Source organism: Enterococcus pallens ATCC BAA-351, assembly GCF_000407485.1.
Taxonomy (GTDB): Bacteria; Bacillota; Bacilli; order Lactobacillales; family Enterococcaceae; genus Enterococcus_A; species Enterococcus_A pallens.
In genome coordinates, this window is the sequence record NZ_ASWD01000002.1 from 968,763 (window position 1) to 994,812 (window position 26,050).

General features: G+C 40.3%; 39 protein-coding genes. 1 reads left to right on the top strand and 38 read right to left on the bottom strand.

What is annotated here, in order from left to right:
- Positions 1 to 209 precede the first annotated feature (209 nt).
- Positions 210 to 2,828: a YfhO family protein gene (locus tag I588_RS11050; RefSeq protein WP_081632991.1), complete on the top strand. Its 2,619-nt coding sequence runs from the start codon at positions 210 to 212 to the stop codon at positions 2,826 to 2,828.
- Between the two features lie 47 nt (positions 2,829 to 2,875).
- On the opposite strand, the gene I588_RS11055 is transcribed toward I588_RS11050, so the two are convergent.
- From I588_RS11055 to tnpA, 38 genes are all read right to left on the bottom strand, one after another.
- Positions 2,876 to 3,457, bottom strand: a complete 582-nt coding sequence (locus I588_RS11055; protein WP_010756471.1) for a hypothetical protein — start codon at positions 3,455 to 3,457, stop codon at positions 2,876 to 2,878.
- A 44-nt stretch (positions 3,458 to 3,501) separates the two neighbouring features.
- The gene (locus I588_RS11060; protein ID WP_010756470.1) at positions 3,502 to 4,566 is read right to left on the bottom strand and encodes an RnfABCDGE type electron transport complex subunit D; all 1,065 of its coding nucleotides are present in this window, start codon (positions 4,564 to 4,566) and stop codon (positions 3,502 to 3,504) included.
- Positions 4,567 to 4,568: 2 nt separating this feature from the next.
- Positions 4,569 to 5,909: an electron transport complex subunit RsxC gene (gene rsxC, locus I588_RS11065; RefSeq protein ID WP_010756469.1), complete on the bottom strand. Its 1,341-nt coding sequence runs from the start codon at positions 5,907 to 5,909 to the stop codon at positions 4,569 to 4,571.
- 443 nt (positions 5,910 to 6,352) lie between these two features.
- Positions 6,353 to 7,108 carry a tRNA pseudouridine(38-40) synthase TruA gene (gene truA, locus I588_RS11070; RefSeq protein ID WP_010756468.1) on the bottom strand — a complete coding sequence of 252 codons (756 nt, stop codon included), beginning with the start codon at positions 7,106 to 7,108 and terminating at the stop codon, positions 6,353 to 6,355.
- Positions 7,109 to 7,299: 191 nt separating this feature from the next.
- On the bottom strand, positions 7,300 to 8,097 hold the full coding sequence (locus I588_RS11075) for an energy-coupling factor transporter transmembrane component T family protein (protein WP_010756467.1): 798 nt from the start codon (positions 8,095 to 8,097) through the stop codon (positions 7,300 to 7,302).
- Positions 8,087 to 8,956, bottom strand: coding sequence for an energy-coupling factor ABC transporter ATP-binding protein (locus I588_RS11080; protein ID WP_010756466.1), 870 nt, complete (start codon positions 8,954 to 8,956; stop codon positions 8,087 to 8,089). Before I588_RS11080 ends, I588_RS11075 begins: the two co-directional genes overlap by 11 nt.
- On the bottom strand, positions 8,932 to 9,768 hold the full coding sequence (locus I588_RS11085) for an energy-coupling factor ABC transporter ATP-binding protein (protein ID WP_010756465.1): 837 nt from the start codon (positions 9,766 to 9,768) through the stop codon (positions 8,932 to 8,934). Before I588_RS11085 ends, I588_RS11080 begins: the two co-directional genes overlap by 25 nt.
- Positions 9,769 to 10,033: 265 nt before the next feature.
- Positions 10,034 to 10,414, bottom strand: a complete 381-nt coding sequence (rplQ, locus tag I588_RS11090; RefSeq protein WP_010756464.1) for a 50S ribosomal protein L17 — start codon at positions 10,412 to 10,414, stop codon at positions 10,034 to 10,036.
- Positions 10,415 to 10,441: 27 nt separating this feature from the next.
- Positions 10,442 to 11,380: a DNA-directed RNA polymerase subunit alpha gene (locus tag I588_RS11095; RefSeq protein WP_034692916.1), complete on the bottom strand. Its 939-nt coding sequence runs from the start codon at positions 11,378 to 11,380 to the stop codon at positions 10,442 to 10,444.
- A gap of 81 nt (positions 11,381 to 11,461) precedes the next feature.
- Positions 11,462 to 11,851: a 30S ribosomal protein S11 gene (gene rpsK, locus I588_RS11100; RefSeq protein ID WP_010756462.1), complete on the bottom strand. Its 390-nt coding sequence runs from the start codon at positions 11,849 to 11,851 to the stop codon at positions 11,462 to 11,464.
- Between the two features lie 23 nt (positions 11,852 to 11,874).
- Entirely contained in the window at positions 11,875 to 12,240 is a 366-nt protein-coding gene (rpsM, locus tag I588_RS11105) for a 30S ribosomal protein S13 (RefSeq protein WP_010756461.1), read from the bottom strand.
- An 18-nt stretch (positions 12,241 to 12,258) separates the two neighbouring features.
- Entirely contained in the window at positions 12,259 to 12,375 is a 117-nt protein-coding gene (gene rpmJ, locus I588_RS11110; RefSeq protein ID WP_010742772.1) for a 50S ribosomal protein L36, read from the bottom strand.
- 33 nt (positions 12,376 to 12,408) lie between these two features.
- Entirely contained in the window at positions 12,409 to 12,627 is a 219-nt protein-coding gene (infA, locus tag I588_RS11115; protein ID WP_010756460.1) for a translation initiation factor IF-1, read from the bottom strand.
- 174 nt (positions 12,628 to 12,801) lie between these two features.
- Complete coding sequence (locus tag I588_RS11120) at positions 12,802 to 13,449, bottom strand: adenylate kinase (RefSeq protein WP_010756459.1); 648 nt, start codon at positions 13,447 to 13,449, stop codon at positions 12,802 to 12,804.
- A 59-nt stretch (positions 13,450 to 13,508) separates the two neighbouring features.
- Entirely contained in the window at positions 13,509 to 14,810 is a 1,302-nt protein-coding gene (gene secY, locus I588_RS11125) for a preprotein translocase subunit SecY (RefSeq protein ID WP_010756458.1), read from the bottom strand.
- Entirely contained in the window at positions 14,810 to 15,250 is a 441-nt protein-coding gene (rplO, locus tag I588_RS11130; protein ID WP_010756457.1) for a 50S ribosomal protein L15, read from the bottom strand. The genes secY and rplO overlap by 1 nt, the downstream gene beginning before the upstream one ends.
- Positions 15,251 to 15,285: 35 nt before the next feature.
- Complete coding sequence (gene rpmD, locus I588_RS11135; protein ID WP_010756456.1) at positions 15,286 to 15,465, bottom strand: 50S ribosomal protein L30; 180 nt, start codon at positions 15,463 to 15,465, stop codon at positions 15,286 to 15,288.
- A gap of 14 nt (positions 15,466 to 15,479) precedes the next feature.
- The gene (gene rpsE / locus I588_RS11140) at positions 15,480 to 15,977 is read right to left on the bottom strand and encodes a 30S ribosomal protein S5 (protein ID WP_010756455.1); all 498 of its coding nucleotides are present in this window, start codon (positions 15,975 to 15,977) and stop codon (positions 15,480 to 15,482) included.
- A gap of 20 nt (positions 15,978 to 15,997) precedes the next feature.
- Positions 15,998 to 16,354: a 50S ribosomal protein L18 gene (gene rplR / locus I588_RS11145; RefSeq protein WP_010756454.1), complete on the bottom strand. Its 357-nt coding sequence runs from the start codon at positions 16,352 to 16,354 to the stop codon at positions 15,998 to 16,000.
- Between the two features lie 52 nt (positions 16,355 to 16,406).
- Positions 16,407 to 16,943 carry a 50S ribosomal protein L6 gene (rplF, locus tag I588_RS11150; protein WP_010756453.1) on the bottom strand — a complete coding sequence of 179 codons (537 nt, stop codon included), beginning with the start codon at positions 16,941 to 16,943 and terminating at the stop codon, positions 16,407 to 16,409.
- A 31-nt stretch (positions 16,944 to 16,974) separates the two neighbouring features.
- Positions 16,975 to 17,373 (bottom strand): 30S ribosomal protein S8, encoded by a 399-nt coding sequence (gene rpsH / locus I588_RS11155; RefSeq protein ID WP_010756452.1) that lies wholly within the window; start codon positions 17,371 to 17,373, stop codon positions 16,975 to 16,977.
- A gap of 33 nt (positions 17,374 to 17,406) precedes the next feature.
- The gene (locus tag I588_RS11160) at positions 17,407 to 17,592 is read right to left on the bottom strand and encodes a type Z 30S ribosomal protein S14 (protein WP_003128010.1); all 186 of its coding nucleotides are present in this window, start codon (positions 17,590 to 17,592) and stop codon (positions 17,407 to 17,409) included.
- Positions 17,593 to 17,610: 18 nt separating this feature from the next.
- Positions 17,611 to 18,150 carry a 50S ribosomal protein L5 gene (gene rplE / locus I588_RS11165; protein WP_010756451.1) on the bottom strand — a complete coding sequence of 180 codons (540 nt, stop codon included), beginning with the start codon at positions 18,148 to 18,150 and terminating at the stop codon, positions 17,611 to 17,613.
- A gap of 25 nt (positions 18,151 to 18,175) precedes the next feature.
- A complete protein-coding gene (gene rplX / locus I588_RS11170) occupies positions 18,176 to 18,487 on the bottom strand; it encodes a 50S ribosomal protein L24 (protein WP_010756450.1) in 312 nt (103 codons plus the stop codon).
- Positions 18,488 to 18,523: 36 nt separating this feature from the next.
- Entirely contained in the window at positions 18,524 to 18,892 is a 369-nt protein-coding gene (rplN, locus tag I588_RS11175) for a 50S ribosomal protein L14 (RefSeq protein ID WP_010756449.1), read from the bottom strand.
- Positions 18,893 to 19,067: 175 nt separating this feature from the next.
- Positions 19,068 to 19,331, bottom strand: coding sequence for a 30S ribosomal protein S17 (gene rpsQ / locus I588_RS11180; protein WP_010756448.1), 264 nt, complete (start codon positions 19,329 to 19,331; stop codon positions 19,068 to 19,070).
- A gap of 21 nt (positions 19,332 to 19,352) precedes the next feature.
- Positions 19,353 to 19,544: a 50S ribosomal protein L29 gene (gene rpmC / locus I588_RS11185; protein WP_010756447.1), complete on the bottom strand. Its 192-nt coding sequence runs from the start codon at positions 19,542 to 19,544 to the stop codon at positions 19,353 to 19,355.
- On the bottom strand, positions 19,534 to 19,968 hold the full coding sequence (gene rplP / locus I588_RS11190) for a 50S ribosomal protein L16 (RefSeq protein WP_010756446.1): 435 nt from the start codon (positions 19,966 to 19,968) through the stop codon (positions 19,534 to 19,536). The genes rpmC and rplP overlap by 11 nt, the downstream gene beginning before the upstream one ends.
- 2 nt (positions 19,969 to 19,970) lie before the next feature.
- Positions 19,971 to 20,627, bottom strand: coding sequence for a 30S ribosomal protein S3 (gene rpsC, locus I588_RS11195; RefSeq protein WP_010756445.1), 657 nt, complete (start codon positions 20,625 to 20,627; stop codon positions 19,971 to 19,973).
- Between the two features lie 13 nt (positions 20,628 to 20,640).
- A complete protein-coding gene (gene rplV / locus I588_RS11200) occupies positions 20,641 to 20,991 on the bottom strand; it encodes a 50S ribosomal protein L22 (RefSeq protein WP_010756444.1) in 351 nt (116 codons plus the stop codon).
- Between the two features lie 21 nt (positions 20,992 to 21,012).
- Positions 21,013 to 21,291 (bottom strand): 30S ribosomal protein S19, encoded by a 279-nt coding sequence (gene rpsS / locus I588_RS11205; protein WP_010756443.1) that lies wholly within the window; start codon positions 21,289 to 21,291, stop codon positions 21,013 to 21,015.
- A 42-nt stretch (positions 21,292 to 21,333) separates the two neighbouring features.
- Positions 21,334 to 22,167, bottom strand: coding sequence for a 50S ribosomal protein L2 (gene rplB / locus I588_RS11210; protein WP_010756442.1), 834 nt, complete (start codon positions 22,165 to 22,167; stop codon positions 21,334 to 21,336).
- Positions 22,168 to 22,205: 38 nt separating this feature from the next.
- A complete protein-coding gene (locus tag I588_RS11215) occupies positions 22,206 to 22,496 on the bottom strand; it encodes a 50S ribosomal protein L23 (protein WP_010756441.1) in 291 nt (96 codons plus the stop codon).
- Positions 22,496 to 23,119 carry a 50S ribosomal protein L4 gene (rplD, locus tag I588_RS11220; protein WP_010756440.1) on the bottom strand — a complete coding sequence of 208 codons (624 nt, stop codon included), beginning with the start codon at positions 23,117 to 23,119 and terminating at the stop codon, positions 22,496 to 22,498. The genes I588_RS11215 and rplD overlap by 1 nt, the downstream gene beginning before the upstream one ends.
- A 27-nt stretch (positions 23,120 to 23,146) precedes the next feature.
- Entirely contained in the window at positions 23,147 to 23,776 is a 630-nt protein-coding gene (gene rplC, locus I588_RS11225) for a 50S ribosomal protein L3 (RefSeq protein ID WP_010756439.1), read from the bottom strand.
- Positions 23,777 to 23,797: 21 nt separating this feature from the next.
- Complete coding sequence (gene rpsJ, locus I588_RS11230) at positions 23,798 to 24,106, bottom strand: 30S ribosomal protein S10 (protein WP_010756438.1); 309 nt, start codon at positions 24,104 to 24,106, stop codon at positions 23,798 to 23,800.
- Between the two features lie 263 nt (positions 24,107 to 24,369).
- Positions 24,370 to 25,149 (bottom strand): type 1 glutamine amidotransferase domain-containing protein, encoded by a 780-nt coding sequence (locus I588_RS11235; protein ID WP_010756437.1) that lies wholly within the window; start codon positions 25,147 to 25,149, stop codon positions 24,370 to 24,372.
- Positions 25,150 to 25,506: 357 nt separating this feature from the next.
- Entirely contained in the window at positions 25,507 to 25,980 is a 474-nt protein-coding gene (tnpA, locus tag I588_RS11240) for an IS200/IS605 family transposase (RefSeq protein ID WP_010755290.1), read from the bottom strand.
- Positions 25,981 to 26,050 lie beyond the last annotated feature (70 nt).

Consider the following 26,050-nt stretch of genomic DNA (forward strand, 5'->3'; position numbering starts at 1 on the left):
TTAATCGAACACAACCAAACCGTTCGACTGAACGGTTTTTTATTTTGTTAAGCAAGCCGCAAGAAGCTGTCTTTACTATAGAAGCTTCTTGCAGCTTGTTTTTTTCTTCATAAAATTTTAACACTTCTTTCAGGTGATCTTCTTCTCCATCTCTTTTCATCTATGGTAAACTTTGAGTACTACCTATTGTTAGAAATTTGGTGACTTTGTTGAAAAAATATCTTCGTGAAAATCGCTGGTATCTACTGGCCAGCTTTGGTATTCCCTTTGTATTAATGATCATTGCCTATTTAACTATTGGCATCTATCCTGGCTCTAGTCGCAGTATTTTAGCTAGTGACGCCTTTTCGCAATTTTCAAATTTCCATGCCAGCTTTAGAAATATGCTGCTAGGCAAGCAAGGGCTGCTTTATACTTGGAATGCCTCGATGGGATTAAATTATCTCTCGTTGGTCTCTTATTACTTAGGCGGTATTTTTACACCGCTGGTTATTTTCTTTCCTAATCAATATATGCCTGATGCGCTATACGTAATTACCTTGCTTAAAATCGGGTCAGCCGGACTAGCCTTTTGGTTTTATGCCAAGGAAAGCTTTCAACTGCCGGATTGGCCAAAGGTCGCTTTAAGTGTCAGCTATGCCTTAATGTCATTTACTACGGCTCATTCAGAAATTATTATGTGGCTGGATGCTTTTGTTTATTTACCTCTGGTGATCCTTGGTATTAATCGAGTAATGGACAAAAAAAAGCCGACAGTTCTTTTTGTTTCCTATTTAATGTTGTTTTTAACCAGCTTTTATATGGGCTTTATGATTGGCATCTTTTCAGTATTGTATTTTGCAGCCCGCCTATTCACGGATTGGAAAAGATACAAGAAGAGCATTTTGCCTTACGGAATTACTTCCTTATTAGCCGGTTTTGCTTCCATGATTATGATTTTGCCAGCTGTAGTAGACTTAAGAACCAATGGTGAAGAGTTAACGAAAATTACGCAATTTAAAACCGAAGCCACGAGCTGGTGGGATTTTGTAGCTAAGAATATGGTGGGGGTTTATGACACCACCAAATACGGCTCTATCCCTTTTATTTACATCGGGCTTTTTCCCTTGGCGCTTTGTTTATTCTATTTTGTTTCTAAACGCATTCATTGGCGAAACAAAATTCTTTATGGCTTTGTAGGTGCACTGTTAATCGCCAGTTTTTATATCGTTCCTATGAACCTTTTTTGGCATGGCATGCACGCACCAAACATGTTTTTATTCCGTTATGCTTATTTATTGTCCTTCCTGATTATTACATTAGGCGCCTGGGGCTGGGAAGAAGTTACCCGGGAAAACAGCGTACAGCTGGCAGCTATTTTATTAATGATGATTGCGATTATCTCCATTTTTTGGGGGATGAAGGGAACTGATTACAGCTATATTGAAAATCATTCCTTCTATCTATCCTTAGCATTTCTAGCCGTGTATGCACTCTTAGTTACTGGCTACTATCTTAAAAAAATACCTATCAAAATTTTAGCTGTTTTATTCCTGCTGCTGATGGGAACAGAAGCCTTTGTGAATGCTGATTCTATGCTCCACGGTATTCTCAATGATTGGAATTATGCATCTCGCAGTCTGTATACGGATCCTTATCCAAGCATTAAAGCGCTGGTTGACCAGACTAAAAAAGAAAATGACAGCTTTTATCGGCTAGAAAATCTTGATCCGGTCTCTTCAAACGATGCTTTTAACTACGGCTACAGCGGTATCAGCATGTTCTCATCGATTCGCAATCGGCATTCCTCTGGCTATTTAGACCAGCTAGGTTTTCGTTCGCGAGGAACCAACTTGAATATTCGTTATCCGAATAATACTCTGTTAATGGATTCCTTTACGGGAATTAAATATAACATTGCTAAAACGGATGATTTAGCTAAGTACGGATTTAGTCAGGTAGGAAAAAAAGGTGACTATCATTTATACGAAAATGAATACCAGTTGCCTTTAGCCTTCAAAGCACCAAAAGCTGTGACTAAGCTGAAACCTTTGCCTAACGATAATTTAGGCACCCAGACCCAGCTGTACAATGCTTTGGCTGATGAAAATTATCAATACTACCAATTTCTGCCAATCCAAGAGGTCGGTACGGAGAACGCTGTTGTAACGAATACGGGCAACATCATGACCATCGCTGAAGAAGAAGGCAACGTGGCCAAACAGGTGACTTGGCAAGTTCGAGTGCCTGCCAACACTCAAGCTTATTTAAGCCTATTTCCTTATAATTTTAGCGAACTGGAAAGCTCTACCGCCAGCGTGACCGTCAATGGACGAACGAGAAAAACGCAGATTAATATTAATGGACAGTATTATGATTTAGGCTACTATCCTGCAGAAACTTACGTAACCTTTACTGCCAGCTTTTATGGCACAAAATCTATCAGCTTCCAAAATCCGCAGGTACTAGCTTTAGATACAGTGGCTTATCATTTAGCCAGTCGTAAGATTCAGGATAACGGAGTGGAAATGACTGTCGGCAAACACAGCGCTGCTGGTACAGTCGAAGCAGATAGCGATCAAACCTTAGTCACGACTATTCCTTACGATGAAGGCTGGCAAGCAAGAGTAGATGGCAAGAAGGTCGACATTACTGCCTTTGAGGACGCATTTATCAGTATTCCGATCGAAAAAGGTACACACAAGGTAACCTTTACTTACCTCCCAGCAGGTTTAGCTCCGGGAATTGCTTCCTTTATTATCTCCATCTTACTATTTGTCTTGTATCTTCAATGGCTAAAACGTAAGCCTAAGGTCAAACATATCAAAGAGGTTTCATCAGAAGAATAGAAAAATGCGGTCAAGGGATTTACACCTCCTTTGACCGCATTTTCATCTTAAAATAAAGAACCAAAAAACACACCATTAAAGAAAGAAAAGCTCATATACATTAAAAACATAGTGATCACACCAATCGGAATCCCCTTTAAGAAATTAGGAATTGTTGCCATCGACATCCGATCCAGTGCTCCGATATAAGCCAAACTAAATACAAAATACATAGCCCCATAAATGATTACCTGATACATAAAATCAGCCACATCAACGGCTTCTATTCGCGAAAATGTAGCTGTACTTAATAAGAAAACTACGGTAACCATCATCTTTTTCAACTCTACTGTCAAAAACTGTTTGTTTTTCGGTGCTAAAAGAGTCACTCCGCTTACCATCAATGCAAGACCACCAGCATACACAATTTTCATCACATTCTCTGTGCCTGGAATTTCAAATGCTGTAACTAGTAAAGCAAACAAGAGCCCGGCAATACAATAAGCCAAATAGTTCAATGCACCAGCATAAGCTGTCCGAGCTACCGGGCTTGCCCCTTCTGCCGGAACACTTTTTTGCTTGTATTTTTGTGCACAATAGCAGGTAAATAGAATACAGCCGAAAAATACTAAACGATTCGCTATTGTCATTTTGTTACACGCCCTTTCCTTCGTTTATTTTTCCAACGATCCCTCTATTTATTCCACTTAATATTCAACAGCTGATTTCCGTCTTCACCTAGAACACGATTGCGCAGCAGATAATCTATCAATGGTGTGAAGCAATTCATAATTAAAATGCTATAGCTGACCCCTTCTTCGGTCACGCCATAATAACGAAACACCATGACTAAAGCACCACAACAAAAGGCAAAAAGATATTCTCCTGCTCGAGTAGAAGGTGTTGAGGCATAGTCGGTCGCCATAAAGAATGCGCCAAAAACTGCACCACCACCAAAAACATACCCTAAAACAGTAGTTAAATCTGCCGTGAAAAAGTTCTGCCCATCAAAGACAAAAGCAATCACCGCTATAGTTCCCAGCATAGTTAAAGGGATACGCAGATGAATTATTTTCTTATACAACAGAATTGCTCCACCAATTAAGATCAACAACGTACTCGTCTCACCCAAGCGCCCTCCAATATTTCCGATAAAACTATTAAAAAGTTCCTGACTAGATAAGCTGCCACCCTCATTTAAAATAGCTAATGGCGTGGCACTAGTAACAACATCTGGCGTAATCCGGCTGAAAGGCGGATCCGGCCAACTGATTTCAAACATCTTTGTAAAAAATAAAGCGACCAAGAAGGCTCTTCCACCTAATGCGGGATTAATAAAGTTAAAGCCAATCCCGCCAAAAAATTCTTTCACTACAATAATAGCAAAGGCCGAGCCGATTACCGGAAAATACCAAGGAGCCGATGGCGGCATATTCGCCGTTAACAAAATAGCTGTAACTACGGCACTCAAGTCCCAAGTTAATTCTCGCTTACACAATTTAAACCAAGCAATTTCACAAAGCTGAGCGGTAATAATAGCAATTAAATATAACCCCCAAACGCGAAAACCAAAATAATAACCAGCGCCTAACATAGAAGGAACTAAGGCGATAATCATCCACATCATGATATTTCGTGTAGTGTTGTCACCTCGAATATGAGGGTTAGCCTCCGGCGGCGGAACATTTTTTTGTGCTTCAGCAAAAATTTGAGCACTTTTACCAGAGACATGATCCACTTGTTTTGCATCATTTTTCATTTTTAGGCCTCCTGTAACAATTCTTCGATTTTGCCCGCAGCTGCCGTAATATTCTTCGCCAAATCACGTCTTGCCGGACAAACATACGTGCAAGCGCCACAATTGATACAAGCATCCGCTCTTAAATCCTGACAACGCTTATAGTCCTGTGCACGATAAAAAAGATCCAAATTCTGCGGCTCCAACCGCATCGGACAAACTTCCGCACACAGATTGCAGCGAATGCAGGGGCTCTCTTCGTAATACCTTGCATTTTCAGTATTGATAACGACTAAACCATTACTGGACTTAGTAATGGGTACCTCCAACGTATCAATCGCTTTCCCCATCATCGGCCCCCCAACAAAAATCTTTCGAGGATCCCCGTCAAAGCCTTCACAAAAATCAATCAAATCTCCCGTTAACGTTCCGATTGGACAAGAAACAGTTTGCTTATTTTGTACATCACCAGTTACCGTGCAAAATCGATTGATTAATGGTTCCTGTCGTTCCACTGCATCTGCTACTGCGGCAGAGGTTGCTACATTCATTAAATAAACACCAGAATCAACTGGCAAACCATCTAAATCCACCTCAACACCAAGTAATCCCTCCAGCAGCTGTTTTTCACCACCTTGCGGATAGCTAGTTTGAACAGCTTCAATAAAAACATCAGCAAATGCCTCGGCAGCCTCTTTCATTTGACGAATCGCTTCCGGCTTATCATCCTCTATAGCAACAATCACTTTTTTTGCTCCTAAAATTTTTTGCGCAATTCGTGCACCCGTCAACACCTTGCCGCTTTCTATTTGCATTAATAAATTATCTGCCTCTAAAAATGGCTCACACTCCGCTCCATTCAATACAATTGTTTCCACTTCTACCTCATCATCCACTGTTAATTTAACATGAGTAGGAAAGGTAGCTCCCCCCATTCCAACTACACCAGCAGCCGATACACGCTCAATTAACGTCTCCCTATCCATTGAGTCAAAGGAAACTGCGTGCTGATTTTCTTCCCGAACTTCGTCTTCTTCTTTTTCAATTACAATCGTCGGGACTTTGTTTCCTGAATTGTCCGGCCAATCTAAAATATCTGTGACTGTACCAGTAATTGTGGCATGGATATTCGCACTGACAAAATCCCCCGCTTCCGCAATCAAATCACCAGCCTTTACCTGATCTCCTATCTCAACCACTGGTTCTGCTGGTGCTCCAATATGCTGCTGAGTTGGAATGTATACTCGTTGAGGAACGAATGTAATCACTTCACTCTGCTTAACCTTCCACTTTTCCTTGAACACTTCTGTCGATGGAGCAAAAATAACTCCTCCACTAAACTTCCCAGGTGCGGTTCTTTTCATTGGATTTCCCCCTACTTTTTTAAACCAAGAAAAAAGGCGCCAGATTATTACTCTACGCCTTTTTTCCAGAGGATCTAAAGCGCCGTATCCTTACTTGCTCCCACAAAAAAACTTTGGAAGTAGTTCTTTATCTTTTTTTGGCTACGTGCATGCTTTTTCCTTTTCATCATTTTCTTACCTTTTGTCTTCAACAACCAAATCTTTCACTAAATTATCCGAAAACAGCTGTTCATACATCAGGCTGCCTATACTTTCTTAGTACTCTGTTCATAGTAACTATTCTTCATTGTTATTATGAATACATAATCAGTGTAACAAGTGTTGGATTTTTTTATCAAATAATATGACTTTAAGCATATTTATTGACGAATTTATGCGAAAAACGACAAAAAAAAGACCAGTAGCACTTTACGGCTATTGATCTCAAATTACTAGATACATATCTATTTTGTTTTTTTGTATTTCACTTCGGCTAAATATAAGCCTTCTGGATGAGCAGTAGGACCAGCCGCATTTCGATCCTTTTTAGCTATTATTTCAGGTATACTGTCAGCAGCCAGTCGACCATTTCCAATTTTCAACAATGTACCCACTAATATACGGATCATCTTGTAAAGGAAACCATTCCCGCGAAAAATAAAGGTAATTTCACTCCCCTCAGCATTCACTTCCATATCCGCCTGGTAAATCGTCCGCACCTTATCTTCAATGGAACTACCAGTTGCACAAAAAGAAGTAAAATCATGCGTCCCTAGCAGATCCGGCAAGGCTTGCTTAACCTTTTCCAAATCCAAGGGATATGGATAATAAGCTGCATAAAACCGACGAAATGGACTACGAGGCTTTTGAATCTGAACCTTAAAATAGTAGGTTTTTTCATGCACATCATAACGAGCATGAAAATCCTCAGGCACAATCTCAACTGAACGAACTGCGATATCCTCTGGGGTTTGTGTATCTAAAGCAAAACGCATCCGTTCTTCAGGTCGTTTTTGCGGAAAATCAAAGTGAATTACTTGCCCTAAGGCGTGAACACCAGCATCGGTACGTCCAGAACCAAATAGTTGAACCGCTTGACCATTGTTCATCTTTTGCAGCGTCTTTTCGATTTCCTCTTGAACCGTTCTTCCATTGGGCTGACGCTGAAATCCATGGAAGTTGGTTCCATCATAAGCAATAATTGCTTTATATCTAACCATTCGTTCTTCTCCTAAATTGTCATTATAAAAAGAGGCTGTGACATTAGTCTTTTTAACAGATGGAATTCCGAACTATATTGTATTTGCGACTACGGTCCAGTAGGTCCTCGTTGCAAATCTACAATATTTAGTGTTTCTTGCTAGATATCGTTCGTGATATTCAGGTCTGTTTTTACTAATGTCACAACCTCTTAACTGCGTAAAAAGATTAATCCAACTGTTACTACTGCAAAAATAATAATTACCGCGGTATCTCGTCCCGACCATTTCAGCACACGGTATTTGCTGCGGCCTTCACCACCACGATAACCTCGCGCTTCCATTGCGGTGGCCAAGTCTTCTGCACGATTAAAGCTGCTGACAAACAAAGGAATCAGCAAAGGAACCACTGCTTTCACCTTTTGGATCAGATTGCCCTCACCAAAATCAACACCACGTGCTCGCTGAGCATTCATAATCTTCTCAGTCTCATCCATCAACGTAGGGACGAATCTAAGAGCGATAGAGAGCATTAACGCAATCTCATGCACTGGAACATGAACCACTCTAAAAGGCCCCAAAAGCGATTCTATCGCATCTGACATGGATAACGGCGGCGTCGTCAACGTCAGCAATGTCGACATAAATATAATCAAAATAAAACGGCAAAAGATAAACAAACCATTTTGAATACCATATTCTGACAAACTAAAAATGCCCCACGACCAATACAATGTCCCGCCACGGGTAAACAGCATTTGCAAAATAACCGTAAACGAAATCAGCCAAATCAATGGCCGAACGCCACGAATAAAAAAGCTGAGATCTACTTTTGACAGCATGATAGCACTTAAGGTAAAAATTGCCAGAAACAAATAGCTTTGCCAGTTATTGGCTAAAAAGATAATACCGATAAAATAAAAGCTGGCAACCAATTTAGCTCGGGGATCCAAGCGATGAATAATTGAGTCGCCTGGAATGTAGCGGCCAAATATCAATTTATTCATCATGGGCAGTACCTCCTGCCTCACGAATAATCCAGTCAGCTAATTCTGACTCAGTTAAAGGCAGCTGAGTAAAGCTTGCGCCCTTTTCCTGCATCTTCTCCGCAAAAGTACTGGCGGCTGGTACCCCCAGCTGCTTTTCCTTTAGCCATTCAACATTTTGAAAAACTACTTGCGGAGTGCCGCTTTTCACAACCTGTCCCTTTTCCAGAACATACATATAGTTAGCAAAATTAGCTACATCATCCATTAAATGAGTCACTAAAACAATTGTCATATTTCGTTCCTTATGCAGCCGCCAAAAAATATCCATCATTTCCTTGCGACCAGCAGGATCCAGCCCGGCTGTAGGTTCGTCCAACACCAAAACCTCCGGCTGCATAGCCAAAACTCCAGCGATTGCCACTCGACGCATTTGTCCACCAGACAGTTCAAAAGGAGATCGTTCAAGATAGCTTTCATCTAAGCCAACCAAACTTAACATCTCAGCAGCCAGCCTTAACGCTTCCTCTTCGCTAACACCAAAATTCTGCGGCCCAAAAGCTATATCCTTAGCAACAGTTTCTTCAAACAACTGTGCCTCAGGAAACTGAAAAACGATGCCCACTTTTTTACGCACCGGTTTCAAATTTTTATTGTCTGTTTCGGGGGTAATCAGGCGTTCGCCAATCTTAACCTGTCCCGCAGTAGGCTTTAAAAGAGCATTCAAATGCTGCAATAGCGTCGATTTACCACTGCCAGTATGACCTACTAAGGCAGTGTAAGAACCTTCCTCAATGGCTAAATCAATGTCAAATAGTGCTCGTTGTTCAAAGGGAGTATTCGGTTGATAAACATAGCTTACTTTTTCAAAACGGATGTCCATAACCAATCCATCATCCCTTCTTCATCCAAATATGTTGTTGGGACATCAACACCCCTGGCTTTTAATGCCATCTTTAGTTTCTCAGGAAAAGGCAAATCTAACCCTAGAGAAACCAATTCAGGACCTGCTGAAAAAATTTCTTCCGGTGTTCCTTCTTGATAAAGCCGGCCTTCACGCATCACTAAAATACGATTAGCACTCGCCGCTTCGTCAATATCATGAGTAATTGAAATAACTGTCAAATCGTTTTCTTCTTTAATCTGCTGAATCGTAGAAATAACATCTTCACGACCTTCTGGATCCAGCATACTGGTTGCTTCATCCAAAATAATAATATCTGGACGCAAAGCGACAACGCCAGCAATCGCAACCCGCTGCTTTTGCCCACCAGATAAACGAGCCGGTTCTCTCGTTGCAAATGAAGACATTTTCACTTGCTCTAATGCGTCAGACACACGCTTTTGCATCTCACTGCGCTCAATCCCTTGATTCTCTAAACCAAAGGCCACATCGTCTTCTACTGTGGCTCCCACAAACTGATTATCAGGATTCTGGAAAACCATACCTACCATGCGGCGAATATCCCAAACAGTTTCTTCTGAAAGTTCCCTTCCGCCAACAGTCACGGTACCTTTTTGCGGCATCTGCAACCCATTAATAGTTTTAGCCAAGGTAGACTTACCAGAACCATTATGGCCAACAATCGCAATCCATTCCCCTTTATTAATCGAAAAAGAAACATCGGTTAATGCTGGTGGTGTATCTTCTTGATAACTAAATTCAATCTGATTAATTTCAATAATTGGATCCATGACAGCACCCTTCATTTACTTATATTTCGTTCTGTTAAAAACCTGTACTAAGACTAGCAAAAAAGTCTTCTTTTTTCAATCTGTTCTACTTAAAATGCTTTTTGATACCTTGATGTCTTGACAGGAAATCAGGGTACAAAAAAACACTTTATGATGAGAGCTTACTTCCCAGAACAATCTGGGAAGCAGCGCTGAGCTAGACTCGGAGATAATCTCCAACATCATAACACTCTAAAAGAATCATCTATAAAGTGAAGAGTGATTATTAAACAAGTTCAATAACAACCATAGGGGCGTTGTCGCCGCGACGAGGTTCAGTTTTCAAGATACGAGTGTATCCTCCTTGACGTTCAGCGTAACGAGGTGCGATGTCATTGAATAGCTTTTGCAAAGCAGATTCTCTAACAATTTCTTCGTTATCATCGCGAACATCGGCTACTTCATTACGTACAAAGCTTGCAGCTTGGCGACGTGCATGAAGATCCCCGCGTTTTCCTAAAGTAATCATCTTTTCAGTTGTTGAACGAATTTCTTTCGCACGAGCTTCAGTCGTTACGATGCGTTCGTTGATAATTAAATCAGTTGTTAAGTCACGCAACATTGCTTTACGTTGGCTAGATGTGCGTCCTAATTTACGGTAACTCACGTAGGTTTCCCTCCTTTGTCAACAATATTAATCGTCTTTACGTAGGCCAAGGCCTAAATCGTGTAATTTAGCTTTTACTTCTTCAAGTGATTTACGACCTAAATTACGAACCTTGATCATTTCAGGTTCAGACTTATTCGTTAATTCTTGAACCGTATTGATTCCAGCACGTTTCAAACAATTGTATGAACGTACAGACAAATCTAGTTCTTCGATGGTCATTTCCAACATTTTTTCTTTTTGAGTCTCTTCTTTTTCTACCATGATTTCAGCATTTTTGGCTTCATCTGTTAGATTTACAAAGATATCCAAATGTTCAGTTAAAATCTTTGCAGCCAAGCTTAATGCTTCTTGTGCAATGATTGAACCGTCTGTCCAAATTTCCATCGTTAATTTATCATAATCATCTCTACGACCAACACGAGTATTTTCAACTTGGTAGTTGACTTTACGTACTGGAGTATAGATAGAATCGACAGGAAGTACACCGATAGGCATATCTTCTTTTTTGTTTTCGTCTGCTTGAACATAGCCTCGACCAGGTCTTACTGTTAGGCGAGCATGGAATGTCGCACCTTCAGATACTGTACAAATGTACAAGTCTTTGTTTAAGATTTCAACGTCGCTGTCAACGATAATATCGCCGGCAGTAACTGTTGCTGGTCCAGTAATATCGATCTCAAGGGTTTTTTCTTCTTCGGTGAATAATTTTAACGCTAAACCTTTAATGTTTAAGATGATTTGTACTACGTCTTCTCTTACACCTTTTACAGTAGAGAATTCATGTAACACACCATCAATTTGAATATTGGTAATAGCAGCACCAGGTAAAGAAGAAAGTAGAATACGACGTAGAGAATTACCTAAAGTAGTTCCATAACCTCTTTCTAGAGGCTCAACAACGAACTTGCCATAATCTCTGTCTTCATCAATTTTTGTGATTCTTGGTTTTTCGAATTCAATCATTCTTATCATTTACCCCTTTCAAAACGAAAAGTGTCTTGTTCAATGACGTTCCTGTAAAACTCATAGTGAGAGGGGCACTCATTAAACACGACGGCGTTTTGGAGGGCGGCATCCATTATGAGGTACTGGAGTCACGTCACGAATTGCGGTTACTTCCAAACCAGTTGCTTGCAATGAACGAATTGCTGCTTCACGACCAGAACCAGGTCCTTTAACAGTCACTTCAACACTTTTCAAACCATGTTCCATTGCAGCTTTTGTAGCTGTTTCAGCAGCCATTTGTGCCGCAAAAGGAGTAGATTTCTTACTACCTTTGAAGCCTAATGAGCCAGCAGAAGACCAAGCTAGAGCATTACCGTTTGTGTCAGTAATCATGATGATTGTATTGTTAAAAGTCGAATGAATGTGAGCAATTCCTGACTCAATATTCTTCTTCACACGACGTTTACGATTAACTTTCTTTGCTACCATGAAGATTTAACCTCCTTCACTAATTATTTTTTCTTACCTGCAATCGCGCGAGCTGGACCCTTACGAGTGCGCGCATTGTTTTTCGTGTTTTGTCCACGAGTTGGTAATCCACGACGATGACGAATTCCACGGTAAGAACCGATTTCCATCAAACGTTTGATGTTTAGGTTGACTTCACGACGAAGGTCACCTTCAACTTTTAATTTATCAACTTCTGCACGAATAGCGTCTGTTTGTTCATTCGTTAAATCACGTACACGAATGTCTTCAGATACGCCGGCATCGGCTAAAATTTGTTTAGCAGTAGTATTTCCAATCCCAAAAATATAGGTTAAAGAAATTACTACGCGTTTATCACGAGGAATATCTACTCCTGCAATACGAGCCATATTTATCTACACCTCCAATTATCCTTGACGTTGTTTGTGTTTCGGATTTGCTGGGCAAATCACCATAACTCGTCCATTACGACGAATCACTTTACAATGTTCACACATTGGTTTTACTGATGGTCTTACTTTCATGATAATACCTCCTGAAGTTTTACGGAGTACAATTTACTTAAAGCGATAGGTAATGCGACCACGACTTAGATCATACGGAGAAAGTTCAACAGTCACTTTATCCCCCGGCAAGATTCGAATATAATGCATTCGAATTTTACCGGAAACATGTGCAAGTACTTCGTGCCCATTTTCCAATTCGACTTTAAACATTGCATTCGGCAAAGTTTCGACGACTGTTCCTTCGATTTCGATCATATCATCTTTTGCCACGCAGAGTACCTCCTTGTTTTTGTTTCGCATTTTCACACGATAAAATGGCGGAAACTGCAGTTCCCACCTTAATTTTTAAGTTTCACTTCTAGTTAGAAGTCGGACTGACATATTCTATCATAAAACCTTAAACTTGGCAAGACGAACTGCATTTTTCAAGTCGGTAGTAAAAAACTATTTTGCAATGATTTTTTCTACATCCGCAAATACGGCATCAATGTCACGATCTCCGTCGACTGGATATAACAGACCTGCTTCTTTGTAAAAGGCTAAGATAGGTTCACTAGCTTTCACATTCACAGCTAAACGATTCTTAACCGTTTCAGGCTTATCATCATCACGTTGATAAAACTCATGGCCGCCGCAGCGATCACAGGTTTCATCGACTTTTGTAGGATTGAATATCTTATGATAAGTCGCTCCACAATTTCGACAAATAAAGCGTCCTGCTAGTCGTTCAACTAACACTGATTCAGCAACTTGAATTTCGATGACTGCATCGATCTTTTTGTTCAAGTCTTCAAGCATTTCAGCTAGTGCTTCTGCTTGATCTAAAGTACGTGGGAAACCATCTAACAAGAATCCTTTATCAGTATCTTGTTGTGCTAGACGTTCCTTTACAATACCGTTTGTTACTTCGTCTGGGACCAAATCCCCTGCATCCATAAAGGATTTTGCTTTCAATCCGAGTTCAGTCTCGTTTTTAATTGCTTCACGGAACATATCACCGGTACTGATATGCGGAATATTGTATGTTTCTACAATTCTTTCTGCTTGTGTTCCTTTACCTGCTCCAGGCAGCCCCATTAAGATGAGGTTCATGGTTTTCCCTCCTTAGTCATTGCGAAGCGAGAAGGGTGTTGAGGAAATCCTCAACCCGCTTACTCTGCATCCATGAAACCGACATAACGTCGTTTCAACATGAGTCCTTCTAATTGTTTCGCCGTTTCTAGTGCAACCCCAACCACAATCAGCAAGCTGGTACCACCCAATCCAATAGATTGAGGCAGGTTCCAAACCATTTGAGCGATGATCGGAATCAAGGCAATCAGTCCTAAAAAGATCGAACCAACTACACTCAAACGCATCAAGATACGAGAAACGTATTCTTCTGTTCCTTTACCTGGTCGCACACGCGGAATGTAACTTCCTTGTTTTTGCAAGTTCTCTGCAAGTTTCTCAGGGTTAACCTGAACAAACGCATAGAAGAAGGTGAAGGCAACAATCAGAACAGTGTAAATCGTCGCACCTGGTACCGTGTTATAGCTAAAGAGATTTTTTAAAATATCAAACCAATCTTCAGCACCATAACGACTAGCTAAAGCTTGCAGCACCGCATTAGGCGTTGCAATAAATGAACTAGCAAAGATAACCGGAATAACCCCGGCAGCATTCACTTTTAAAGGTAAATAACTACTGGTTGGTGCCCCAACGACTTGTTTTGTATATTGAATTGGAATTTTTCTTTCTGCCTGTTGGAAATAAGTAACGAAAACAATGATTAATAGCATTGCAGCTACTAGAATTACAACAAAAATGACAGATTTCCAAATTTCGCTTGATTCAATGTTTACGAAATAGTCATCGTAAATGTCTACAATACTTTGCGGCAATCGCGAAACAATCCCTGCAAAGATGATCATAGAAACGCCATTCCCAATTCCTTTTTCCGTAATTTGTTCTCCTAGCCAAGTAACTACCATCGTACCAGCTGTTAAGATGACACCGATAGTAATGAAGGTTTGCATATCACGATCTGGCACAAAACCAAATTGAGCAAAATAGTTAAATCCTGCTGTGATGGAAACAGATTGGATGAATGCTAACACTAATGTTAAATAGCGAGTCGCCTGATTCAACTTTTTCCGTCCTACTTCACCTTGCTTGGACCATTCAACAAATTTAGGCACAATATCCATTTGTAATAACTGGATTACAATGGATGCTGTGATATATGGGGAAACTCCCATAGAGAAAATTGAGAAGTTTTGCATAGCTGAACCACTGACCATATTCAGCATTCTGAAAAATGGCATCTCGCTCAAGCCTTGCAATCCACTGGCATCAACCCCAGGAACAGTAATCTGAGCGCCAATTCTAAAAACCAGCAAAATCAGTACTGTAAACAGGATGCGAGATCGGATGTTTTTTACCTTAAAAGAATCCTTTAAAAGTTTAAACATTAGATCACCTCAATTGATCCACCTGCAGCTTCAATTGCTTCTTGTGCAGCTTTCGAGAATTTTGCAGCTTTGACTGTTAGTTTTTTCTCTAAAGTCCCTTTAGCTAATACTTTAATTCCAGCTTTTTCGTTGCTGACGATTCCAGCTTCTACTAAAACAACTGGAGTTACTTCTGTTCCATCTTCAAAGCGGTTAAGAACATCTAAATTCACTACTGCGTATTCTTTGCGGTTTACGTTAGTAAATCCACGTTTTGGCAAACGACGGAATAAAGGAGTTTGTCCCCCTTCAAAGCCTAAACGTACGCCTCCACCTGAACGAGAGTTTTGACCCTTTTGTCCACGACCAGAAGTTTTACCATTGCCTGATGAAGTTCCGCGACCGACACGATTGCGTACTTTACGAGAACCTTCTGCAGGTTTTAATTCATGAAGTTTCATTGATTGGCACCTCCTTAACAATCTAAATCTATTTTCTAGACTTCTTCTACGTCCACTAAATGTGAAATAGTGTTAACCATCCCTTTGATGGCTTCGTTGTTAGGTTTAACAACGGTGCTGTTCAACTTTCTCAAGCCTAGAGCTTTCACTGTATCACGTTGGTTTTGAGGACGTCCGATAACACTGCGTCTTAAAGTAATTTTTAATTCAGCCATTATTTTCGTCCTCCTTATGCTAAGTCTTCTACAGAAACGCCGCGCAATTGCGCTACTTCTTCTGCACGTTTTAATTGTTTCAAACCTTCAACAGTTGCACGAACAACGTTGATTGGTGTGTTTGAGCCTAGAGATTTAGAAGTAACATCCGCTACTCCTGCTAATTCCAAGACGGCACGAACAGGTCCACCAGCGGCAACCCCAGAACCTTCTACAGCAGGTTTCATTAAGATACGTCCACCGCCGAATACACCAATAACTTCGTGAGGAAGGGTTGTTCCTACCATTGGTACTTCGACTAAGTTTTTCTTCGCATCTTCAATTGCTTTACGAATTGCTTCTGGTACTTCTTGTGCTTTACCGGTACCAAAGCCTACGTGTCCGTTTTTGTCACCGACAACAACTAGGGCTGCAAAGCGTAGACGACGTCCACCTTTAACAACTTTAGTTACACGGTTAATCGCAACAACGCGGTCTTCTAATTCCAAATGTTTTGGATCGATATAAACCATGAATGGTGTTCCTCCTTTTCCTAAAATTCTAGTCCATTTTCGCGAGCTGCTTGTGCTAAAGCTGCTACACGGCCATGGTAAAGGTATCCACCACGGTCAAAGACTACTACTTTAATACCTTTTTCAGAAGCACGTTGGGCAACTAACTTACCGACTTCTTGTGCTTGTTCAGTTTTATTTCCACCTGAAATTTCTTTATCCAAGGTAGAGGCACTTGCTAGCGTCACACCCGCTACGTCATCAATTACTTGCGCGTAGATGTTTTTGTTAGAACGAAAAACGTTCAAGCGTGGGCACTCAGCAGTACCAGAGATTTTGCTACGTACACGCATGTGGCGCTTTTGGCGTGTTTTGTTTTTATCTGGTTTTGTAATCACAATTGTCACCTCTTTAATTAAGCTGGCCTAGGCCGCATGTAGGGCGAGCCTACTATTTACCAGTTTTACCTTCTTTACGGCGTACGTATTCACCAACATAGCGAATTCCTTTGCCTTTGTAAGGTTCTGGAGGACGAGTGCTGCGGATTTTCGCTGCAACTTCTCCGACTACTTCTTTATTAGATCCTTTAACGACCACTTGTGTGTTCGCAGGAACTTCGATTGTAATTCCGTCTGGAGCAACAATCTCAACTGGATGTGAGTAACCAACGTTCAATACAAGTTTTGAACCTTGTAATTGTGCACGGTACCCAACCCCGATTAATTCTAATGCTTTTTGGAAACCTTCGGAAACACCAACAACCATGTTATTGAAGTTTGCACGAGTAGTTCCGTGAATTGTTTTCATTTCTTTGCTGTCATTTGGACGAGTGAAAGTAACTTCGCTGCCTTCGATACTCATTTTGATATCAGAAGAAAACGTACGTGTTAATTCACCTTTAGGTCCTTTTACAGTAATGTCGTTACCTTTTTGAGTTACTTCAACTCCTGCAGGTAAAACAACGATTTTATTACCAATACGGCTCACTTAAAGACACCTCCTCATGGATTGTTTGAAATTACCAAACGTAAGCTAATACTTCTCCGCCAACGTTTTTCGCTCTAGCTTCTTTGTCTGTTACGACACCATCAGAAGTAGAGATGATTGCGATACCTAAACCATTTAATACTTTTGGTACTTCGTCAGCTTTGACATAAGCACGCAAACCTGGTTTTGAGATACGTTTTAAGTTCGTGATAACACGTTCGTCATTTTTACCGTATTTAAGGAAAACACGGATCATGCCTTGTTTGTCATCTTCGATATATTCAACATCACGAATGAAACCTTCACGTTTTAAGATTTCTGCGATGTCACGTTTGATTTTTGATGCAGGTACTTCTAGGGATTCATGTTTAACCATGTTGGCATTACGAATACGCGTTAGAAAATCTGCAATTGGATCTGTCATGACCATTGAACTGTTTACCTCCTTTATGCGAGTTGTATTTTACCAGCTAGCTTTCTTCACGCCGGGAATTTGTCCTTTATAGGCAAGTTCGCGGAAGCAAATACGGCAAAGATGAAATTTACGATAGACTGAATGTGGACGTCCGCAGCGTTCGCAACGAGTATATTCTTGCGTTGAGAATTTTGCAGGGCGTTTGTTTTTAGCAATCATTGATTTTTTAGCCAAATTTTTTCGCCTCCTTGATTATTTTTGGAATGGCATTCCAAGTTGTGTTAATAATTCGCGTGATTCTTCATCAGAGTTAGCTGTTGTAACTACTACGATGTCCATTCCGCGTACTTTATCAACTAAATCATAGTCAACTTCAGGGAAGATCAATTGTTCTTTGATACCTAAAGTGTAGTTGCCGCGGCCGTCAAAGGCTTTTTTACTGATACCGTGGAAGTCACGTACACGTGGAAGAGATACAGACACTAATTTGTCCAAGAACTCATACATTCTTTCTCCACGTAGTGTTACTTTCGCACCAATCGGCATGCCTTCACGCAAACGGAATCCAGCGATTGATTTTTTAGCTTTAGTAATGATTGGTTTTTGACCAGAAATCAATGCCAATTCTTCAACTGCTTTGTCCAAGTTCTTTGCGTTTGATACCGCATCACCAACACCCATGTTGATGACGATCTTGTCAACTTTAGGTACTTCCATGATTGAGCTATAGTTAAATTTTTCCATCATTGATGGGGTTACTTCATTTAAGTATTTTTCTCTTAGGCGGTTCATCTAATAAGATCCTCCTTTCCTGTAATTATTTATCTAAAACTTCGCCGGTTTTCTTAGAAACACGGACTTTTTTACCGTCAACTACTTTGTAGCCAACACGTGTAGCTTCTCCGTTTGAAGGATCAATAACCATTACATTTGAAGCATGAATCGGCGCTTCTACCTCCAGAATTCCGCCTTGAGGGGAAGTCTGAGAAGGTTTTTGGTGTTTTTTAACGACATTGACGCCTTCAACAACGACTTTATCTTTTTTAGGAAGGACTTCTAGAATTACGCCTTCTTTATTTTTATCTTTACCAGAGATAACTTTTACTTTATCGCCTTTTTTAACGAACATTACTGTTGCGCACCTCCTTTGGTTGGAACTTTCCGATTATAATACTTCCGGTGCCAATGAAACGATCTTCATGAAGTTGCCTTCGCGCAATTCGCGAGCAACAGGACCGAAGATACGTGTTCCTCTTGGGCTCTTGTCATCACGAATGATAACTGCTGCATTTTCATCAAATTTAATATATGAACCATCGGGACGGCGAGCTCCTGTTTTCGTACGAACGATAACAGCTTTAACAACTTCACCTTTTTTGACAACCCCACCTGGCGTTGCTTGTTTAACCGTAGCGACAATCACATCACCGATATTAGCGGTTTTGCGACCAGATCCGCCAAGAACTTTAATAGTTAAAATTTCACGAGCGCCTGAGTTGTCCGCGATTTTTAAACGACTTTCTGCTTGGATCACTTGTGTATCCTCCTTTCTCAATTTCAAGGAATTAATTTTTTGAGAAACTTAGTCTTATCTTCGAGACGTATACCATTTCACTAGGATACTTGATAAAAGTGAAACTGGCACCCTTTCTCAATTTCAAGGAAATAAGTTTTTGAGAAACTTAGTCTTATTAGGAAAGCTCGTGTGATTAGATAATCACTGCTTTTTCAACGATTTCTAACAAACGGAAACGTTTAGTAGCTGATAATGGACGAGTTTCCATAATTCTCACGATATCGCCAATTTTTGCTTCATTGTTTTCATCATGAGCTTTATATTTTTTAGAATATTTCATACGTTTACCGTAGATTGGGTGGTTCTTTTTGGTTTCAACGACAACAGTGATTGTCTTGTCCATTTTGTCAGATACCACACGACCTTGGTAAACTTTACGTTGATTTCTTTCAGACATACCTGAAATGGCCTCCTTCCACTATTTTACAGTTTGTTCACGCAATACCGTTTTGATGCGTGCAATCGATTTACGTACTTCTTTAATACGTGCAGTGTTTTCTAATTGACCTGTTGCTAGTTGGAATCTAAGATTGAACAATTCTTCTTTTAATTGTTTTTCTTGATCAAGCATTTCGGCAGTGGTTAATTCTCTGATTTCTTTAACCTTCATTCGATTCACCACCCATTTCCTCACGTTTAACGATCTTAGTTTTCACTGGTAATTTGTGAGAAGCAAGACGTAAAGCTTCGCGTGCAACTTCTTCAGGAACACCGGCAACTTCAAACATGATCTTGCCGCGTTTAACTGGTGAAACCCAGCCTTCAGGAGCACCTTTACCAGATCCCATACGTACCCCAATTGCTTTGGCAGTATAAGATTTATGAGGGAAAATTTTAATCCATACTTTCCCACCACGTTTCATATAACGAGTCATCGCAATACGCGCTGCTTCGATTTGACGGTTTGTGATCCAGTGAGATTCTACAGCTTGTAAACCATATTCACCAAATGCTACTTCTTTACCGCCTTTTGCTTCTCCGCGCATTTTTCCACGGAACTCACGACGGTGTTTCACACGTTTTGGTACTAACATGATTATTTCCCTCCTTTCTTAGTGTTTTTTTTAGTTGGAAGAACTTCTCCACGATAAATCCACACTTTAACTCCTAGTTTTCCGTATGTTGTGTTTGCTTCTTCCCAAGCGTAGTCGATATCGGCACGCAATGTATGAAGAGGAACAGTTCCTTCAGAGTATCCTTCTGAACGAGCGATATCAGCTCCGTTTAGACGACCAGATACTTGAGTCTTGATTCCTTTAGCGCCTGAACGCATAGTGCGTTGGATCGCTTGTTTTTGTGCACGACGGAAGGCAACACGGTTTTCTAATTGACGTGCAATTCCTTCTCCGACTAATTTTGCATCTAAATCTGGTTTTTTGATTTCAACGATGTTGATATGAACTCGTTTACCAGTTAATTTATTTAATTCTTTTCTTAGGTTTTCGACCTCAGAACCGCCTTTACCGATAACCATACCAGGCTTAGCTGTGTGGATTGAAATGTTCACACGATTTGCAGCGCGTTCGATTTCAACTGTTGACACAGCGGCATCAGCAAGTTTAGTTGCGATGAACTTACGGATTCTCAAATCTTCGTGTAGAAACTCAGCATACTCTTTTTCGGCATACCATTTAGCATCCCAATCACGGATGATGCCTACACGCATTCCAATAGGATTTACTTTTTGTCCCACTGATTATCCCTCCTTATTTTTCTGATACCACTACGGTGATGTGACTTGTACGTTTGTTGATTGGTGAAGCTGATCCTTTAGCACGTGGACGGAAACGTTTCATTGTAGGTCCTTCGTTAACAAAAGCTTCAGAGACAACCAAAGTTTCAACATCTAAGTCAAAGTTGTTTTCTGCGTTAGCAACTGCTGACATTAAAACTTTTTCAATTAAACCAGCAGATTTGTTTGGTGTGAACTTCAAAATTGAAATCGCTTCTGCTACGCTTTTTCCTCTGATAAGATCGATTACTAAACGCGCTTTACGAGGAGACGTGCGAACTGTTCTTGCAGTTGCTTTAGCTGATGTGATTTGTTGTTCTGCCATGATGATATCCTCCCCTCAAAATTAACGTCTTGTTTTCTTATCATCGGCTGCGTGGCCACGATAAGTTCTTGTTGGTGCAAATTCACCTAATTTATGTCCTACCATATCTTCTTGGATGTAAACTGGTACATGTTTACGTCCGTCATACACAGCAATTGTGAAACCTACAAAATTAGGAAAAATTGTTGAGCGACGAGACCAAGTTTTAATGACTTTTTTCTTTTCAGCGCCTTGTTGTGCTTCGACCTTCTTCATTAAATGATCATCAGCGAAAGGTCCTTTTTTCAAACTACGACCCATGGTGTACCTCCTCTCAAAATGTGCGACACATGGTCAATGATTCTATTTATTCTTACGACGACGTACGATAAGTTTGTCTGATGCTGCTTTCTTGTTACGAGTTTTGTAACCCAATGCAGGTTGTCCCCATGGAGATACTGGAGCTTTACGTCCAATAGGAGCTTTACCTTCACCACCACCGTGTGGGTGATCGTTAGGGTTCATTACGCTACCACGTACAGTTGGGCGTTTACGCATCCAACGAGAGCGGCCAGCTTTACCAATGTTAATTAATTCATGTTGTTCATTACCAACAGAACCAATAGTTGCACGGCAAGCAGCTAAGATCATACGAACTTCGCCTGAATTCAAACGAACTAATACGTATTTCCCTTCTTTACCAAGTACTTGAGCACTTGTACCTGCTGAACGGATTAATTGTCCGCCTTTGCCAGGTTTCATTTCAATATTGTGAACCACAGTACCTACTGGAATGTTTTCTAGAGGTAGAGTGTTTCCGATTTTAATGTCGGCATTTGATCCAGAAACGATAGTCATGCCCACTTCTAAGCCTTTAGGTGCTAAGATGTAAGCTTTCACTCCGTCTGAATAGTGAACTAATGCAATGTTTGCTGAACGGTTCGGATCGTATTCGATTGTTTGAACAGTTGCAACTACATCGTCTTTATTACGTTTAAAGTCGATAACACGGTATTGGCGTTTATGTCCGCCACCTTGATGACGTACAGTAATACGACCGTTGTTGTTACGACCGGCATGGTTTTTTAATGGCTCTAACAAAGTTTTTTCTGGTGTGCTAGTTGTAATCTCAGCAAAGTCAGAACTTGTCATGTTACGACGGCCATTTGTGGTAGGTTTGTACTTTTTAATCGCCACGTCTGTTTCCCTCCTATATTAATCGCTATTTCTTGTGCTTATTCAGCAGCGTCGAAAATTTGGATTTCTTTTGAATCTTCTGTTAACGTCACGATTGCTTTACGACGTTTTTTAGTGAAACCAGTGTATTTACCCATACGTTTCGCTTTTGGTTTAGCATTTAGAATGTTTACGTTTTTCACTTTAACGTCAAACGCAGCTTCAACAGCTTGTTTAACTAAAGTTTTGTTCGCACGAGTGTCCACTTCGAAAGTGTATTTCTTTTCGTCCATGTCTAACATGGCTTTTTCAGTGATCACTGGGCGTTTAATTACGTCTAGTAATTCCATTATGCAAGCACCTCCTCAATTTGGTTAAGAGCAGTTTGCGTTGCTAAGATTTTTTCATTAGCGACTACATCAAGTACAGTAACGTTTGATGAAGTAGTAACAGTAACGTTTGGTAAGTTGCGAGCTGAAAGTGCTGCAGCTTCGTTATCTGCTTCTAAGACAACCAATACTTTTGAGTCAATAGACAAGTTAGCTAAAACTTGCTTGAATTCTTTTGTTTTTGGTGCTTCAAAGCTTAATGCTTCAACTGCTACCAAATTGTTTCCAGCAACTTTTTCTGATAAAACAGATTTAATTGCTAAGCGACGAACTTTTTTAGGAAGTTTGTAGCTGTATGAACGTGGTGTAGGTCCGAAGACAACGCCACCTCCACGCCATTGTGGTGAACGGATTGAACCTTGACGGGCACGACCTGTTCCTTTTTGACGCCATGGTTTGCGGCCACCGCCACGAACTGCGCTACGATTTTTCACAGCGTGTGTTCCTTGTCTTAATGAAGCGCGTTGCATGATGATTGCATCAAACACAACACTTTCATTTGGTTCGATTCCGAAGATTTCTTCGTTTAAAGTAATTTCACCATTTTGAGTTCCATCTTGTTTGAATAATGCTACATTCGGCATTCCTTAGTTCCTCCTTTCCTCTAACGATTATTTCGCTTTCACAGCAGATTTAATTGTAATTAATGATTTTTTAGCTCCAGGAACATTTCCTTTAACTAAGATAACGTTGCGTTCAACGTCAACACGTACAACTTCAAGGTTTTGAATTGTCACGCGGTTGCCACCCATACGGCCAGCTAATTTTTTATTTTTAAATACACGGTTCGGTGCAACAGGACCCATAGATCCAGGACGACGATGGTAGCGAGATCCGTGAGCCATTGGGCCGCGGCTTTGTCCGTGACGTTTGATAACGCCTTGGAATCCTTTACCTTTAGTCGTTCCGGTTACATCAATGATGTCTCCAGCTTGGAAAGTATCAACTTTCACTTCTTGTCCTACTTCATAATCTCCTAGCTCAACATCTTTGAATTCTCGAATGAAGCGCTTAGGAGCCGTGTTTGCTTTTGCAACATGACCTTTCGCAGGTTTGTTAGACAAAACTTCACGTTTATCTTGGTAACCTAATTGAACTGCTTCGTAACCATCGTTTTCCATTGTTTTCACTTGTAAAACAACGTTCGGAGTAGCTTCGATAACAGTAACTGGAATTAATTCACCAGATTCTGTGAAGATTTGAGTCATTCCCACTTTTTTCCCTAAGATTCCTTTGGTCATGATTACACCTCCATTTTCTTATTATAGTTTGATTTCAATGTTTACACCGCTTGGTAAGTCTAGCTTCATTAAAGCGTCAACTGTTTTTGGTGTTGGGTTCACAATGTCGATTAGACGTTTGTGAGTACGCATTTCGAATTGTTCGCGTGAATCTTTGTATTTATGAGTCGCACGGATTACAGTGTAAAGACTGCGTTCTGTTGGTAATGGAATTGGACCTGATACGCTAGCTCCAGTTCTTTTTGCAGTTTCTACGATTTTATCTGCTGATTGATCTAAAATACCATGTTCATACGCTTTTAAACGGATACGAATTTTTTGTTTTGCCATCTTGTTCCCTCCTTCGCCTATTTTAAAAGTAGACATAGCTCCACGAAAATTTCCGTCACGCTCGTTCGTGGCAAAGCGTCCGGGCGTGTCGCAACCTCTCGTTTCAAAGCCGGTGAATTCTATTAAGAACCCCCCAGTACGTTTACACTTCTGTAAACAGCACCTTTATGATTATATTACATAGGTTCAGTGATTGCAAGGTTTTTCTAAGACATTTTGTATTTTCTATTTCGTTTTCAGAAAATATTTTTCCTTCTATTATATTAGAATCTTTCTGCGGACAATTTTTTATAGAATTTTCTCGCGAAAGTATGCGCATCTCCTGGCCATCTTGCGGAAATGTAATTCCGGTCTTCTACAACGAAAGCTGGTTTTTCATTCTTTATTGAATCGCGGCTCATGGTGACTTTGCCAGTTAAAAATTGATTTTTTTCTTTTAATACTGATTTCACCTCTTCTTCAACAGTTATCGAATAGGTTCGATAATAGTCGTTTAGCCATAAAGCTGTCAGGTAGTAAGCTCCCATTTCCTGGCTTTTTAACAAAGAAGTCGTTTGGTAATCATAAATTACCGATTTTTCAGTTCTTGGATCTATCGTTCTAGCAGCTAGTACAGTGCCGTGACAAATGGCACCAATAAGTTTTTCCGCTAAAAAGAATTCCGCTACTTTCTTTTGCAGTATCTCTGATTCTAGATATTCACGCATTCCTTTGTCATGGCCACCCGGCAGTAAAACGCCAGTAAATAGTGTTGTATCAATTTCGGAGTAGCGAATCGGATGTCTGAAGGCTTCATTTTTGGTCATGCTGCGGTAATCTTTTAAAGCAGAGGGTTCCGCCATCAACAACTTTTTAAATGGCCCAAAACCTTCGCCTGTTAGCAAGCGTTCATCAGCAGATGCCATTTTCCCACTGGGCGTTGCGATAACAATGTCAATTCCTTTTTCCTTTAAGTAATTCCAAGGAACAGCAGCTTCTGTCGGATCAAAACCATAATCTGGTATTGGCATAAGAATCATATCTATCTTCCTTTCAATTTCCATGTGATCATCCTACTGGAATTCTGCTAAAAAACAAATTGATAACCTTCCATTTCAGTTCAAAACAGCCCATTTCTTACTATTTATTAAATTTCTAACAGCTACCATAAAGAATCCCTACAACGCCTATGACTATTTGTATAAAAATGATTTGCACTCTTGTTTAACTTTCCTACATTAAACATCCTCAAAAATACCATTGATAGAAATTTATACCTTCTTTAAAATCAAAACCACCCGTGGTAACGGGTGGTTTGCTCTTCGGCTGAAAGCCTCTTTTACCGGCCTTGGCCTAAAAGGCCTTCTGAAGGGGCTTCCTCCCGCACCACTATTACCCACTGATTCTAAAAGAATCTCGGATTATTTCTTTTTGTTTTTTTCTCCTGTAAACGGATCATATTCTTCAAATAATGTTAACTGATCTGCTGCATAATCATCTTGTAATTGATTACGAATATATTCTGCTATCTTCTCCTTGTTTCGTCCGACTGTATCCACGTAATAGCCACGACACCAAAATTTTCGATTCCCATAACGATATTTTAGATTGGAATGACGATCGAATATCATCAAACTACTTTTTCCTTTCAAGTAACCCATGAATTGAGAAATACTTATTTTGGGCGGGACGCTAACAAGTAGGTGAATGTGGTCTTTACAGGCATTTGCTTCGAGAATTTCTACTCCTTTTCGTTCGCATAATTCTCGAATAATCTCGCCGATGCTTTGTTTGTATTTTCCATAGATAATCTGCCTTCTATACTTTGGGGCAAATACAACGTGGTACTTACATCTCCAACTGGTATGTGATAAACTTTCTTTGTCCTTTTTCATAAGGGTACCTCCTAATTTGTTTGCGATGCGGTCGGGAAACCAGCATCAGTTTAACATTCTAGGAGGTTTT

What these genes read in the sequence shown, in the direction of transcription:
- I588_RS11055 (WP_010756471.1), bottom strand. Translation starts at nt 3,457, where the DNA reads ATGACAATAGCGAATCGTTTAGTATTTTTCGGCTGTATTCTATTTACC.
- I588_RS11060 (WP_010756470.1), bottom strand. Translation starts at nt 4,566, where the DNA reads ATGAAAAATGATGCAAAACAAGTGGATCATGTCTCTGGTAAAAGTGCT.
- rsxC (WP_010756469.1), bottom strand. Translation starts at nt 5,909, where the DNA reads ATGAAAAGAACCGCACCTGGGAAGTTTAGTGGAGGAGTTATTTTTGCT.
- truA (WP_010756468.1), bottom strand. Translation starts at nt 7,108, where the DNA reads ATGGTTAGATATAAAGCAATTATTGCTTATGATGGAACCAACTTCCAT.
- I588_RS11075 (WP_010756467.1), bottom strand. Translation starts at nt 8,097, where the DNA reads ATGATGAATAAATTGATATTTGGCCGCTACATTCCAGGCGACTCAATT.
- I588_RS11080 (WP_010756466.1), bottom strand. Translation starts at nt 8,956, where the DNA reads ATGGACATCCGTTTTGAAAAAGTAAGCTATGTTTATCAACCGAATACT.
- I588_RS11085 (WP_010756465.1), bottom strand. Translation starts at nt 9,768, where the DNA reads ATGGATCCAATTATTGAAATTAATCAGATTGAATTTAGTTATCAAGAA.
- I588_RS11095 (WP_034692916.1), bottom strand. Translation starts at nt 11,380, where the DNA reads ATGATTGAATTCGAAAAACCAAGAATCACAAAAATTGATGAAGACAGA.
- rpsK (WP_010756462.1), bottom strand. Translation starts at nt 11,851, where the DNA reads ATGGTAGCAAAGAAAGTTAATCGTAAACGTCGTGTGAAGAAGAATATT.
- rpsM (WP_010756461.1), bottom strand. Translation starts at nt 12,240, where the DNA reads ATGGCTCGTATTGCAGGAGTAGATATTCCTCGTGATAAACGCGTAGTA.
- rpmJ (WP_010742772.1), bottom strand. Translation starts at nt 12,375, where the DNA reads ATGAAAGTAAGACCATCAGTAAAACCAATGTGTGAACATTGTAAAGTG.
- I588_RS11120 (WP_010756459.1), bottom strand. Translation starts at nt 13,449, where the DNA reads ATGAACCTCATCTTAATGGGGCTGCCTGGAGCAGGTAAAGGAACACAA.
- secY (WP_010756458.1), bottom strand. Translation starts at nt 14,810, where the DNA reads ATGTTTAAACTTTTAAAGGATTCTTTTAAGGTAAAAAACATCCGATCT.
- rplO (WP_010756457.1), bottom strand. Translation starts at nt 15,250, where the DNA reads ATGAAACTTCATGAATTAAAACCTGCAGAAGGTTCTCGTAAAGTACGC.
- rpmD (WP_010756456.1), bottom strand. Translation starts at nt 15,465, where the DNA reads ATGGCTGAATTAAAAATTACTTTAAGACGCAGTGTTATCGGACGTCCT.
- rpsE (WP_010756455.1), bottom strand. Translation starts at nt 15,977, where the DNA reads ATGGTTTATATCGATCCAAAACATTTGGAATTAGAAGACCGCGTTGTT.
- rpsH (WP_010756452.1), bottom strand. Translation starts at nt 17,373, where the DNA reads ATGGTCATGACAGATCCAATTGCAGATTTTCTAACGCGTATTCGTAAT.
- rplE (WP_010756451.1), bottom strand. Translation starts at nt 18,150, where the DNA reads ATGAACCGCCTAAGAGAAAAATACTTAAATGAAGTAACCCCATCAATG.
- rplX (WP_010756450.1), bottom strand. Translation starts at nt 18,487, where the DNA reads ATGTTCGTTAAAAAAGGCGATAAAGTAAAAGTTATCTCTGGTAAAGAT.
- rpsQ (WP_010756448.1), bottom strand. Translation starts at nt 19,331, where the DNA reads ATGTCTGAAAGAAATCAACGTAAAGTTTACCAAGGTCGTGTGGTATCT.
- rpmC (WP_010756447.1), bottom strand. Translation starts at nt 19,544, where the DNA reads ATGAAGGTTAAAGAAATCAGAGAATTAACCACTGCCGAAATGCTTGAT.
- rplP (WP_010756446.1), bottom strand. Translation starts at nt 19,968, where the DNA reads ATGTTAGTACCAAAACGTGTGAAACACCGTCGTGAGTTCCGTGGAAAA.
- rplV (WP_010756444.1), bottom strand. Translation starts at nt 20,991, where the DNA reads ATGGCAGAACAACAAATCACATCAGCTAAAGCAACTGCAAGAACAGTT.
- rpsS (WP_010756443.1), bottom strand. Translation starts at nt 21,291, where the DNA reads ATGGGTCGTAGTTTGAAAAAAGGACCTTTCGCTGATGATCATTTAATG.
- I588_RS11215 (WP_010756441.1), bottom strand. Translation starts at nt 22,496, where the DNA reads ATGGAATTACTAGACGTAATTAAACGCCCAGTGATCACTGAAAAAGCC.
- rplD (WP_010756440.1), bottom strand. Translation starts at nt 23,119, where the DNA reads ATGCCGAATGTAGCATTATTCAAACAAGATGGAACTCAAAATGGTGAA.
- rplC (WP_010756439.1), bottom strand. Translation starts at nt 23,776, where the DNA reads ATGACCAAAGGAATCTTAGGGAAAAAAGTGGGAATGACTCAAATCTTC.
- rpsJ (WP_010756438.1), bottom strand. Translation starts at nt 24,106, where the DNA reads ATGGCAAAACAAAAAATTCGTATCCGTTTAAAAGCGTATGAACATGGT.
- I588_RS11235 (WP_010756437.1), bottom strand. Translation starts at nt 25,149, where the DNA reads ATGGAAATTGAAAGGAAGATAGATATGATTCTTATGCCAATACCAGAT.
- tnpA (WP_010755290.1), bottom strand. Translation starts at nt 25,980, where the DNA reads ATGAAAAAGGACAAAGAAAGTTTATCACATACCAGTTGGAGATGTAAG.